Here is a 12,921-nt window from a genome sequence, read left to right on the forward strand (position 1 = left end):
GTTTCCGATCACGTGAGGTTAATGTTTAACGTTTAGAACGATCCGCTGTTTGAATTCTGTGCCATCAAGTGCGGTGGCAATCATACGAAAGTTCCAATTTCCCTCACCGAGCTTTCCCGTGTGAGCCTCATAGGCTTGGCCGTCAAAAACGAACTCAGGGGTCTGATCTTCGACCACCGATGTGGCGCGGCCAATCGTGCCGCTGATCGTCTTCACCTCGACGGGGTCACCGTTTTCGTCACGAATACTGACGCGAAAAAGCTCCTCGTGAGTATCGGTCTCAATGGTCCACCCCAACGCGACTTGCGCGGCTTTGTCCGCATTAAAGTTTTGCGAAGCGACATAGGAGTTTTTCACCTCTAGCCCGGGAAATGTCCGCACGGCGCTGACTGCCATAAAGACATTCACACCAATGATCACAGAAAACGCCCCAATCATTCCAAACAACACATGCTTGCCTGTAATCTCGAACTCTTTTTTGGCCTCGGTCATTCTAGTTTCCTCGTCCGTTAAACACTGTTGCGGTATGTGCGCGGTCATTGTTGGAGATATCCGTCACCCAGATTGTGATGTCACTCCGGTCGGTCGTCGCGGGGCCGGATTTTGCGGCCGCCGTAATGTAGACCCGTTGAATTTTCATCTGATCCGCAGGCACGGTGACCACCTCATAGGGTGTCCCCTCAACTTGAACGGAGAGGGCCGGATCACCCGTCACAGAGATGCGGAACGGACGGTCATCACCATGTTTGTTGCGTAACCGCACATTGTAGATGTTGCGGATTGACCCGTCAGATTGCACTACAAATGTCGGGTTACGCTCTGGCGCCACAGTCATGTCGATGCTGGGACGAATGAACAAAGCCACAACAAGGCCGATGCCGACGGCGGCCCACAGGACCGTGTAAAGAATGGTACGCGGGCGGAAGATATGCTTCCAGATCGACTTGACCTTTTTGCCAGCAATTTCATTCGCTTCGTCGGTTAGCGCCATATAGTCGATCAAACCGCGCGGTTTGCCGATTTTGTCCATAATCTCGTCGCAGGCGTCGATACAAAGCGCACAAGTGATGCACTCAAGCTGCTGACCATCCCGAATGTCGATCCCGACAGGACATACGTTCACGCAGGCCATACAGTCGATACAATCGCCCATTGCCTCAGAGCTTTCATGATTACGGGCTTTGCCGCGCGGCTCACCGCGCCAATGGCGATACCCGACGACAATCGTGTCTTCGTCCATCATCGCCGCTTGGATACGGGGCCATGGACAGGCGTAGATACAAATTTGCTCGCGCGCAAACCCGCCAAAGAAGAACGTGGTCAGGGTTAAGATGATGACAGTCCCGTAAGCCAAAGTGTTTGCGTTACCTGTGAACAAATCAACCATCAAGGTTGGCGCATCGGTAAAGTAGAATACCCACGCCCCCCCTGTCGCAGCCCCGATGATGAGCCATGCAATCCACTTCGTAATACGAAGGCGCGCTTTGCGAAGATCCATCTTCTTTTGACGATGAAGCCGGAGGCGCGCATTTCGATCGCCCTCGACCCAGCGCTCAACCAAAATAAACAGATCCGTCCAGACCGTTTGCGGACACGCATAGCCACACCACACACGGCCAGCCGCAGACGTGAACAAGAAAAGGCCAAGCCCCGCCATGATTAACAAACCCGCGATGAAATAAAATTCATGCGGCCAGATCTCGATCCAGAAGAAAAAGAAGCGCCGATTTGCGAGGTCAATCAATACAGCCTGATCAGGCAGGTTTGGCCCACGGTCAAACCGGATCCAAGGCGTCAAGTAATAGACGCCTAACGTTAGAGCCATAATGATCCACTTTAACGAGCGGAATGGACCTTTTACGCGACGCGGAAATACGGGTTCGCGTGCTTCGTAAAGTTTCGGGGCGTCTTGGTTAGAGCTCATGGGAGCATGCCTTTTCACTGTTCGCATTTGCATCTTAATGAAGCCCAAGCAGCAATGTAGCCTTGATGTGGATCAAGAATTTCACGCGTGGGCACAAAGATGCATTAAATAAACATCTTTTGGTCGCGACATCGCACATTACCAAACATTTTGGCGCAGATTTTGCTCTCCCCTTCCGGGCGACCCCGAATCGTCGGGCGTACAGGACTGAGCCATAAAAAAGCACCGCAGCGTATCAGCTGCGGTGCTTTGAATGTTCGGGCACCGACCCTAAAGAAACGCGCGAACAGGATCACGGGTCGGTGCCTTAACCCGGGCGTTGCCGCCCGAATTCTGTTTGTACTATTCGCCGCCGCCCAAGTTATGGACGTAGAGAGCCGCAGCCTTAACATCAGCTTCCGACAAACGCAGACCCCAAGCCGGCATAACACCGTAGCGGGCATTGTAGACTGACTCTTGAACGTCCTCACGCGCACCACCGTAGAGCCAAATCGCATCCGTCAGGTTCGGCGCACCTTGGTAAATGTCGCCTGTGCCATCTTCGGCGTGACACGCTGCACAGTTCTCTTCAAAGACAATAGCACCTTCGGTCGCGAGGACTGCATCGTGCTCTTGATCAGAGATCGACAAGACATATTCGACGACCTGCAAGATCTGGTCATCTTCGAGCAATTCGTCAGCGCCAAATTTTGGCATCTCGGAATAGCGCGCATCATCGGTTTCGTTGCGCACACCGTGTTGGATTGTATAGGCAATCTCATCCACCGTACCGCCCCAAAGCCAGTCGTTGTCGAGCAGGTTTGGATAGCCTTTGTTGCCCGCCGCCCCAGAGCCGTGGCACTGGGAACAATTGGCGCGAAAGACCGCAGCACCCGCATTCACGCCGTAGCTGTGAACATCTGATCCGACCACAACTTCGGTTACATCGGCGGCTGCCAATTCGGCGTCCACGGCTGCGTTCATCTCCTCGAAAGAGGCGATTTTGTCAGCCACTTGAGCACGGGTTGAGAACCCTAAAAGGCCCGCTGTGGCTTCTTTGGCCAAAGGCCATGCAGGATAAGCGATAGAGTAACCGATCGCCCAGATGATGCACAGATAGAACGTCCACAGCCACCACCGTGGAAGGGGATTGTTATACTCTTCGATACCATCCCAAGAGTGACCCGTAGTCTCGACTTGGTTTTTATCTTTTTGCTTACTCATGTCCGAGCCTCCTCAGAGTTGGCCGGTTTATCTTCATTGCGAAAGATGGAGTTGGCGACGTCACGGTGCTCTTTGTTACTGCCCGGGCGGATCGCCCAGACAATCACACCAAAGAAGAACACAAACATTCCCAACAATACCCAGCTGTCAGCAAACTCGCGCAAGATGTGATAGTTCATACCAACCACTCCTTAGCGTGATGCATCGGGGATGAAGGTCGTGAAATCGACCAACGTACCGAGCATCTGTAGGTAAGAAATCAGCGCGTCCATTTCGGTGATGCCGTCTTTGGCATCGAAATTGCTGACCACTGCACCAGGGTAGCGTTCCACGAGCGCGTCATAGTCGCTATCGGGGTCCGCCTGCGCAAGAAAGTCCTCATCCGCGGCTTCGATCATCTCGTCGGAGTACGGAACCCCAACCATGCGGTGCGTCGTCAAGAGGTCCTGAACATAACCAGGCTCAATATAACGATCCGAAAGGAAGCCATATTTGGGCATCACCGATTCAGGAACCACAGATTGTGGGTCCGTCATGTGGTCGACATGCCATGCATCAGAGTAGCGGCCACCAACACGCGCGAGATCAGGTCCCGTACGTTTTGACCCCCATTGGAACGGGTGGTCATACTTTGACTCCGCTGCCAGTGAATAATGACCATACCGCTCCACTTCGTCGCGCATCGGGCGGATCATCTGTGAGTGACAGACGTAACAGCCTTCGCGGACGTAGATTTCACGGCCCGTGAGTTCCAGTGGCGAATAGGGACGCATTCCCTCGACATCCTCGATCGTATTTTCGAGGTAGAAGAGCGGTGCAATCTCTACGATGCCACCAACGGTGACCACCAGCAAAGAGAAGACCAACAATAACGTTGCATTGGTTTCGAGGATCTTGTGTTTATCAAGAAGTGCCATTTGCCAAGTCTCCCTTATTCTGCTGGAGCCATGGCCGCATCGTCAGCCACAGCTGGCGAACGACGAACGGTCATGATGAGGTTGTAGCACATGATGAGTGCACCAGTGAGATAGAGAACCCCACCCATGGCACGAACCACATACATTGGATGCTTCGCGGAAACGGTGTCGGCGAATGCGTTGACAAGGAAGCCTTGGCTGTCGACTTCGCGCCACATCAGGCCTTCCATAATACCCGTCACCCACATGGACGCCGCGTAGAGAACGATGCCGATGGTTGCGAGCCAGAAGTGCCAAGATACGAGACCCAACGAATACAGGCGCTCACGGTTCCAAAGTTTTGGAACAAGGAAGTACAGAGCACCAAAGGTGATCATACCGTTCCAACCAAGGGCGCCGGAGTGCACGTGACCAATGGTCCAGTCGGTGTAGTGCGACAAGGAGTTCACGGCGCGGATCGACATCATCGGACCTTCAAAGGTCGACATGCCGTAGAACCCGATCGAAATCACCATCATGCGGATAATCGGGTCGGTACGCAGTTTGTCCCATGCGCCCGAAAGCGTCATCAAACCGTTGATCATACCGCCCCATGAGGGCATCCAGAGCACGATCGAGAACACCATACCGAGCGTCGAGGCCCAGTCAGGCAAAGCTGTGTAGTGCAGGTGGTGTGGACCGGCCCAGATGTACAAAAAGATCAAAGCCCAGAAGTGGATGATCGACAGTTTGTACGAGAACACCGGACGACCGGCCTGCTTTGGCACAAAGTAATACATCATGCCAAGGAAGCCCGCAGTGAGGAAGAAGCCCACGGCGTTGTGGCCGTACCACCACTGCGTCATCGCGTCTTGAACACCCGACATCACCATCACAGAACGCGAGCCGAGGAACGACACGGGAATAACGAGGTTGTTGACGATGTGCAGCATCGCGATGGTCACGATAAAGGACAGGTAGAACCAGTTGGCCACGTAGATGTGCTTTTCCTTACGGGTCATCAGCGTCCCGAGGAAAACAAGCAGATAGGCAACCCAAACAATGGTTAGCCACAGATCGATGTACCACTCTGGCTCAGCATACTCTTTGGACTGGGTGACACCCATGACGTAGCCCGTTGCCGCAAGAACGATAAAGAGGTTGTACCCCCAAAACACGAACCACGCGAGATTGCCGCCCCACAGACGCACAGCAGACGTTCGCTGTACAACGTAGAAGGATGTCGCAATCAATGCGTTCCCACCGAAGGCGAAGATCACAGCCGAGGTGTGCAACGGACGCAGGCGCCCAAAGTTACCGTAGCCTTGCAAAAAATCAAAATTGAGCGCCGGAAAGGCGAGCTGGAATGCGATGAACGTTCCCACAAGGAAACCCACAACGCCCCAGAAAGCGGTAATGACCACACCGTAACGCACAACACCGTCAAGATAGCCGGTTGCGGCTGGCTTAACGTCTCCTGTGGTACGTAGGGTGTAGATAAAAGTTACGGCCGCGGCGGCCATAAAAATAAGCGCGTGCACTTGATATGCAAAATCGCGCCCGTAGTTCGCGGCAAGCCCAGCGAGAACCACAAAGATTCCCAGAGCTGCCAGCTTAGTATAATTCCACATGTTGCGTCCCTTCGTTCGGTGCCTCTTTTGTCGAGGCATAGTCTCAATCCTGCTCGGACACAGGTATCGACAGTGTGGGGTTTGAACGAAATCCCCGTCATCAACCTTGATCTGAGTCAAAATTGTCGAACTTAAACGATAGCTAAATCGACTGGCCGATTGCCCGCTCCGATCGCATCACGCACCAGTTGAGATAAGGAAATCATCCCTTGTGCGCTAAAATACCTAACAAAAACAGATCTCTAAATTCTGAATTTGGAAAAGGGCCGCGCTTCTTCGGCCCGACAAATCCACAGTGTTGATCCTGATCAATGCGGCCGCGAAAATTCAGGCCCACACTTCATTGACAAAGAAACAAAATCGGGAGGCATCAATGCCCTTCAAGACAGTAACAACAGTGGTATGCTCGATGGACGCGGACAGCCATGCGCTTGATGCTGCTATTGCCCTGACACGCCGCGAAGATGCCCATCTCGAGGTCATCTGCCTCGGCTTGGATCGCACGCAACCTGGATTCTACTATGCGGGAACGAATGCGTTGGTCCTGCAAGATAATCTGCAACAGGCACAAGCAGACAGCAAAGCCGTAGATGATGCAGTTATCAAGAGATTAACGGCCGAAGACATCCCATGGTCCACCAACCCGATCACGGCGCAAATGGCCGGTCTCACACCACAGCTTGCGCATTATTTGCGGTTCTCGGATGTCGTTGTACTTCCGCGCCCTTACGGCGCGGGTCGCGGCCATGAGCACGAGGAAATATTGGAAGCCGCGCTATTCTCCGGCCATGTACCCGTGCTCGTCATTCCGGATAACGCCACCTTACCGGACACAATAAAACGTGTCGTTGTGGCGTGGAACGAAAGCGCAGAGGCGCTTGGTACGATCCGCGCAGCTCTACCGATTTTGCAAAAGGCAGATCTGGTCGACATCACCATAATAGACCCGCCACAACACGGACCAGATCGTTCCGATCCTGGCGGATCATTGTGTCAGATGCTCGTTCGCCAAGGTGTGCGCGCAGAAGTGTCGGTTCTCGCCAAGACAATGCCACGCGTGGCAGATGTTCTCACGCGCCACATCAGCGACAAAGACGCTGACATCATTGTAATGGGTGCGTACGGCCACTCTCGGTTCCGCGAGTCGATCCTTGGCGGAGCCACACGCAACATGCTTGAAACCGTCGAAGTGCCGGTTCTCATGTCGCACTAACAGCGGCCTCAAAACGACGAAAGCGCACCAATACTTTGGTGCGCTTTTTCATGATATAAGCCACAATTGAAACCGCGCTACGCCATCATGCCGCCATCGGCATCATCGCCTGTTTCCATCTGAAGTCTGTCAAAATCAGGGATCAAAACGCGGCGTTTACCTTCGAGTATAATGATGCCTTCACGCTTGAGCGCTGAAACTTGACGCGACACAGTTTCCAACGTCAAACCCAAATAATCAGCCATCGCTTCACGCGTTAAAGGCAGCTCAAACACCATACCATCCTCGGTCTTTTTCAACGCCAAAGATGTCTCGCGCCGTGCAAGAATGGCCAAGAGCGACGCAATCTTTTCGCGTGCGGTTTTGCGGCCTAAAATTAGCATCCATTCACGCGCCGCATCCAATTCGTCGAGCGTCATCTCCAAGAGCCGCTGACCAATATGAGGTGTGCCCATCATCATTTTCTCAAATGGTTTTCGGCGAAAACAACACAGGGTCAGGTTTGATACCGCAACCACATCATAGGGGGCAGCATCACGGCCAGGGCGCCCCAAAAAGTCAGAGGGCAGCAATAGCCCGACCATCTGCGTGCGCCCATCTTCCATTGCCTGCGACAACGATGCAACGCCAGTGACGACTGAGGCCACAAAGTCCATGCGATCACCCGACCAAACGATCGGCTGACCGGCCTCGTAAGAGCGATAATACTTGATGTCATCTAGCACTGCGAGCTCGTCCGCCTCGCACCGCGCGCAAACCGCACGATGCCTAATCGGGCACGTCCCACAGTCTTTGTGGTCGAAAACAACTTTATTCATAACATGTGCGCTCGTAATTCGAGTTTTTGTTTCTTGATCTGAGTCAAGGGAGCCAGACCAAACATGATTTAGAGCCTACGCTTATGAACACGCATATTCAACTCCGCAATCTGGGCCTCTTTGACGCTCGTGTGCCACGCTACACGAGTTATCCAACCGCGCCCCACTTTAACACCAACGTGGGAACTCCCGATGTTACATCGTGGTTGTCTGCGCTCGATCCGGCGCAACCCGCTTCGCTTTATGTTCATGTGCCCTTTTGTCGGCGGCTGTGTTGGTTTTGCGCGTGTCGCACACAAGGCACCTCATCGGCTGGTCCCGTAGCGGCCTATGTTGAGACCCTAAAAGCCGAACTAAAACTGGTAAAAGAGCATTTACCAGAGGGACTTACACTTGGTCACCTTCATTGGGGGGGCGGAACACCTACCCTCCTTGAGCCGGACATGATTACCGATTTGGCCGGTGCAATTGCGGATGTTGCACCCTTTGCCAGCAACTATGAATTTTCGGTCGAGATTGATCCCAATGAGATCGACGATGCCCGCCTAGATGCTCTTGCTGCCGCCGGAATGAACCGCGCGTCGATAGGTGTTCAGGACTTCGACCCCGTAATCCAAGAGACAATAGGTCGCATCCAGTCCTACGAGATTACAAAAGCCGCGGTGGACGGTTTACGCGCGCGCGGCATTCGCTCCCTTAATGCCGACATTTTGTATGGCCTCCCAGGTCAGTCGCGGGAAAAGATTGCGCAAAGCGTACACAAGCTTTTGTCTCTATCCCCCGACCGCGTGGCGCTATTCGGCTATGCACACGTGCCGTGGATTGCACGCCGCCAAACCATGATCCCGACAGATCAGCTTCCAACGCCCGAAGAGCGCCTTGAGCTATTCAACACTGCGCGTGATCTTTTCGTTTGGGACAACTACACCGAAATCGGAATTGATCACTTCGCGCGCAAGGGCGATGGCCTTGAGGTCGCGTTACGCACCGGTAAATTGCGCCGGAACTTTCAAGGCTACACAGACGACAAATGCTCCGCCATGATCGGCGTTGGCGCGTCATCGATTGCAAAGTATCCGCAAGGCTACGCGCAAAACGCGCCCGCCACCTCAAAGTACCAAGAGGCCGTTCGCGCTGGTCGCCTCCCCATCACCAAGGGGCACGCATTTACCCCCGAAGATCATTTGCGAGGCCGCATTATTGAGGCCCTCATGAGCGAATTCCGTGTTGAACGCAGCGACCTCGTTGCACGTTTTGATCTGGGCCAAGCGGCCTTTGATGACTTTGGCAAAAGTGTCAGTGACGCGTTCCCCGCAATGCTTTCTGTTTCGTCTGACGAGATCGCTATTCTGGACCACGCCAAACCACTCACCCGCATGATTGCACGCCATTTCGACGCCTATGACATGGCACAGGCACAACATTCCTCAGCCGTTTAAGGGCCTCTTGCGCGACACTTAAGACTGACTGTCATGACCCGCCCTCGGCACATATGTCGAGGGCGGTTTTCATTTTTGAACCTTGTCTCCGGCGGTAATTTCCGTGAACTGTGGTCACATCACTCATTGCCGGACCATAAGGATATGACTTTGGATTTTCTCGACCGCCTGCGCGCCATCACCCCTTACGTTCTCACCGGCACCGATACCGCGTCCTATGCACGCGATTGGATCGGAAAGTATGAGGCTGAACCCATTGCCGTGGTTCGCCCTGCAACAACGGCTGAGGTGTCCGATATCCTCGCCCTGTGCAATGACACGTCCACGGTGGTTGTCCCTATGGGTGGAAATACGGGTTTGACGGGGGCCACATTGGCCAAAGGCGCGATCATTTTGTCTCTTGAGCGGATGAACACGATCCGCGATGTGCGTAAAGAGGCTAAAATTGCGATTGTCGAGGCGGGTGTGATTTTACAAGACCTCCACGACCACCTCGACGGATCAGGACTAAAATATCCAATGACATTCGGTGCAAAAGGATCCTGCCGTATCGGTGGAACCCTTGGCACCAATGCGGGTGGATCCAACGTTTTGCGTTACGGCAATACCCGCGATTTGTGCCTTGGGATCGAGGTCGTCTTGGCCGATGGGCGCATACTTGATCTGATGAGCGAGCTGCACAAGGACAACTCGGGCTACGATCTACGCGATTTGATTATTGGTTCCGAAGGGACGCTTGGCGTGATTACAGCCGCTGTTCTCAAACTGGCCCCTGCCCCAAAGGCCCACGCCACCGCAATGGTCACCGTCCCCGATCTATCCGGCGCGCTGCAGCTTTTGAATGCATTGCAAGAACGCACGGGCGGCATGGTCGAGGCTTTTGAATACATGCCGCGCAACTACATGCATCGCCTCAAAGCCTATCGTCCCGACCTCGTGCCTCCGCTCGGCTATGACGCCGAACACACGATTTTTCTGGAGATCGCCTCAACGATTCCGCGCGACTGCGCCGAGGACGACACGGGCGAAATCCCCCTGACCACCCACCTTGAAGACGCTTTAGGGACAATGTTCGAAGCCGGTCTGGTGCTAGACGCCGCACTTGCGGGGTCAGAAGCACAGCGCCGCACGATGTGGGAAATGCGCGAAGCGGCGGCGGAGGTGTCGACCAACACCAAGCCGCTAGTGATCAATGATCTGTGCCTCCCCGTCGATCAGGTTGCGGCATTTTGCGACGAGGCTATTGCACGCATTCGCCGCCTTGATGCGGGCGCGGTCGATTGCACAGTCGCGCACTTGGGCGATGGCAACGTTCATTACACGGTATATCCATCAAAAGACAATGGTGAGCTATCCGATAAGATCATGGAAACCGTCGAAGACATTGTGCAAGAGATGCATGGATCGTTTTCTGCGGAACACGGGATCGGGATATCCAAGCTGTCCTCTATGCGGCGCCGAAAATCGCCTGTCGCACTTGATGTGATGCGCGCTATTAAGGCGTCAATGGACCCCAACGGCATCCTGAACCCCGGTAAAGTCCTACCGTGATTGATGCGATCGCCATCATCGTCGCGAGCAAACGATTGCGCGCGAGTGCCTTGGCTGTCGTCTGTATAGGTGCGCTCGCCGCCGCCCTCGCCCCCTACCAAGGGTTGATCGCAATTAAGTTGTTTGGTTTCACAGATGCACAGTTCGCCGCGATCATGGTGATCGGGGCGGCCGCCTCGGTCGTCTCATCGCTGTACACCGGCATCATCACCGATCAATGGGCCTCTCGTCGCACCACCGCGTTAATCTGTGCGGGGACCACCGTGGTGGGTGTGGGTAGTGTATATCTGACCCGCTCTCCCATCGCTTACCTGATTGCCGCAACAGTCATGATCCCCATCGGCTTTGCTCTCATGGGGCAAATGTTCGCCATTGCCCGCCTCGCCGTGATAGAGCGCGCACCCGCACAACGCGACGGCGTCATGTCCCTCATCCGCGCGGGCTTTGCCCTACCCTTTGTCATTGTCTTACCGCTACTGTCGCTCGCCATTGGTCAGGGAATGGGTCTTATTCATCTTTATGGTGTTGTCACGCTGGCCGCGTCAGGGTGTTTGATCGTGCTCTTCACACTGCTGCCAAGGGACGGATTGGAAGGCGGCGAAGAGACAAAATCAGGCCTGTCGTTTACGCAATCCTTTGCCGAACTCGCACACCCACGCGTCCTCTCGCGTCTATTGTTGATTGCAACGCTTGTCGCCGCCAACACGATCTACATGCAAACAATGGGCCTTATTTTCGAGGCGTCTCACCCCGCTGGAACCGCCCGCACCGCGCAATTGGCGGCGTTAATTGCGGGGCTTGAAATTCCCTTTATGATGCTGATCCCATGGTATACCGCTCGCGCCACGAAAAGCACGATCCTGCTCGGGTCCGCTTTTGTATATGCGCTATTTTTACTGCTCTTCCCGCATGTAGCGGGGGGAGATGCGGTGTGGATATTGGCTATTCCTGCCGCAATGGGGGCAGCCGTCCTTTTGACTCTACCAATTGCGTACTTTCAGGATCTACTCGCCGCGCGCCCGGGGGCCAGCTCGTCACTACAATCAGTCAATCAGGTGACAAGCCAGTTGATCGCAGGGGGCATCTTTTGGATCGGAACGTCATTTGCCTCTTATGGCCTCGTCATGACCATAGGCGCACTCACAGCGATTGGCGCGGGTATAGCGTTGCGCGTAGCGGACCACCAAACGCCCTAGACGTTATTTCCAGTCGAAAAAGCCGTCACCGGCCCGCGCCAACAAACGTGCCGCAAGATCACGACCCAATTGTGCGCCATCTTCAACCGCGCCTGAAATCTCATCGAACAAGGCCTCGGATCCGTCCGTGCGCAAGATCTCCCCGCGCAGTCGCAGCGTGCCACCATCGAGGGTCGCCAAACCCGCAATTGGGGTCTCGCACGAGCCATCAAGCGCGGCCAGAAAAGCTCGTTCAGCGGCCAGACGCTGACCCGTTTCACGGTGGTGTAGCGCCTCCAAGAGCGCACCGGAGCGATGATCATCACAGCGCCGTTCGATGCCAATCGCACCTTGCGCAACTGCTGGGAGCATATCATCAACCGAAATTTCGGTGCGTGGCACATCGGTGGCATTCAAACGGTTCAAACCAGCCATCGCAAGAAAGGTCGCCGCCGCAACACCATCGTTCAACTTTTTCAAACGGGTCTGAACATTGCCGCGAAACTCCACAACCGTCAGATCGGGACGCTTATACAAGAGTTGCGATTTGCGGCGCAGGGACGACGTCCCCACCACAGAGCCGCTTGGCAAGTCGGCCAGCGTACCGCCATCCAAATGGATAAACGCATCGCACGGGTTTTCGCGCGGCAGGTAGCAATCCAACATCAACCCCTCGGGCTGATCCACGGGCATGTCTTTCATCGAATGCACCGCGATGTCGATGGAGCCATCTAGCAACTGATCCTCGATCTCTCGAGTAAACAGCCCCTTGCCGCCAATTTCTTTTAACGCGCGGTCCAACACGCGGTCGCCTTGGGTCGAGATCACAACAATCTCGAAGGCCTCGGCAGGCAGATCAAAATGAGCCATGATACGGGTACGCGTCTCATGCGCTTGCGCGAGGGCAAGCGGCGAGCCACGAGTGCCGATCTTGAACGTTTGGGCGGGGGTCGGGAGCGTAAATGTCATGCGCACACGCTTACCCGCGACAGATGCGCCTGACAAGTGATCCCTGACCTATCCGACCTTGACAAAAGCACGCAGGAAAGGGACCAACAGCGAAACGATTGG

General features: G+C 54.6%; 12 protein-coding genes. 4 read left to right on the forward strand and 8 right to left on the reverse strand.

Going from position 1 to position 12,921, the window contains the following annotated elements; genetic code table 11:
• Positions 1–18 precede the first annotated feature (18 nt).
• The 6 genes from IMCC12053_RS05975 to ccoN form a co-directional block, all read right to left on the reverse strand.
• Positions 19–492 carry a FixH family protein gene (locus IMCC12053_RS05975; protein WP_062216699.1) on the reverse strand — a complete coding sequence of 158 codons (474 nt, stop codon included), beginning with the start codon at positions 490–492 and terminating at the stop codon, positions 19–21.
• Position 493: 1 nt separating this feature from the next.
• On the reverse strand, positions 494–1,924 hold the full coding sequence (gene ccoG, locus IMCC12053_RS05980) for a cytochrome c oxidase accessory protein CcoG (protein WP_062216701.1): 1,431 nt from the start codon (positions 1,922–1,924) through the stop codon (positions 494–496).
• Positions 1,925–2,266: 342 nt separating this feature from the next.
• Positions 2,267–3,127 carry a cytochrome-c oxidase, cbb3-type subunit III gene (ccoP, locus tag IMCC12053_RS05985; protein WP_062216703.1) on the reverse strand — a complete coding sequence of 287 codons (861 nt, stop codon included), beginning with the start codon at positions 3,125–3,127 and terminating at the stop codon, positions 2,267–2,269.
• On the reverse strand, positions 3,124–3,306 hold the full coding sequence (locus IMCC12053_RS05990) for a cbb3-type cytochrome oxidase subunit 3 (RefSeq protein WP_062216706.1): 183 nt from the start codon (positions 3,304–3,306) through the stop codon (positions 3,124–3,126). The genes ccoP and IMCC12053_RS05990 overlap by 4 nt, the downstream gene beginning before the upstream one ends.
• 12 nt (positions 3,307–3,318) lie before the next feature.
• Positions 3,319–4,044, reverse strand: a complete 726-nt coding sequence (gene ccoO / locus IMCC12053_RS05995) for a cytochrome-c oxidase, cbb3-type subunit II (protein ID WP_062216708.1) — start codon at positions 4,042–4,044, stop codon at positions 3,319–3,321.
• Positions 4,045–4,058: 14 nt separating this feature from the next.
• Positions 4,059–5,654: a cytochrome-c oxidase, cbb3-type subunit I gene (ccoN, locus tag IMCC12053_RS06000; RefSeq protein WP_062216709.1), complete on the reverse strand. Its 1,596-nt coding sequence runs from the start codon at positions 5,652–5,654 to the stop codon at positions 4,059–4,061.
• 373 nt (positions 5,655–6,027) lie between these two features.
• On the opposite strand from ccoN, the gene IMCC12053_RS06005 reads away from it, so the two are divergent.
• Positions 6,028–6,867, forward strand: a complete 840-nt coding sequence (locus tag IMCC12053_RS06005; protein ID WP_062220973.1) for a universal stress protein — start codon at positions 6,028–6,030, stop codon at positions 6,865–6,867.
• Positions 6,868–6,944: 77 nt separating this feature from the next.
• Here IMCC12053_RS06005 and fnrL read toward each other — a convergent pair whose 3' ends face one another.
• Complete coding sequence (gene fnrL / locus IMCC12053_RS06010) at positions 6,945–7,685, reverse strand: transcriptional regulator FnrL (protein WP_062216711.1); 741 nt, start codon at positions 7,683–7,685, stop codon at positions 6,945–6,947.
• 83 nt (positions 7,686–7,768) lie between these two features.
• Between fnrL and hemN the strand changes: the two genes are divergently transcribed.
• The 3 genes from hemN (at position 7,769) to IMCC12053_RS06025 (ending at position 11,871) form a co-directional block, all read left to right on the forward strand.
• Complete coding sequence (gene hemN / locus IMCC12053_RS06015; protein WP_062216714.1) at positions 7,769–9,124, forward strand: oxygen-independent coproporphyrinogen III oxidase; 1,356 nt, start codon at positions 7,769–7,771, stop codon at positions 9,122–9,124.
• A gap of 144 nt (positions 9,125–9,268) precedes the next feature.
• Entirely contained in the window at positions 9,269–10,675 is a 1,407-nt protein-coding gene (locus tag IMCC12053_RS06020; RefSeq protein WP_062216717.1) for an FAD-binding oxidoreductase, read from the forward strand.
• Positions 10,672–11,871, forward strand: coding sequence for an MFS transporter (locus IMCC12053_RS06025; RefSeq protein ID WP_062216720.1), 1,200 nt, complete (start codon positions 10,672–10,674; stop codon positions 11,869–11,871). The genes IMCC12053_RS06020 and IMCC12053_RS06025 overlap by 4 nt, the downstream gene beginning before the upstream one ends.
• A gap of 3 nt (positions 11,872–11,874) precedes the next feature.
• Here the strand turns inward: IMCC12053_RS06025 and hemC are convergent, their stop codons facing one another.
• Entirely contained in the window at positions 11,875–12,819 is a 945-nt protein-coding gene (gene hemC, locus IMCC12053_RS06030; protein WP_062216723.1) for a hydroxymethylbilane synthase, read from the reverse strand.
• Positions 12,820–12,921 lie beyond the last annotated feature (102 nt).

It is taken from the genome of Celeribacter marinus (genome assembly GCF_001308265.1).
Lineage (GTDB): Bacteria > Pseudomonadota > Alphaproteobacteria > Rhodobacterales > Rhodobacteraceae > Celeribacter > Celeribacter marinus.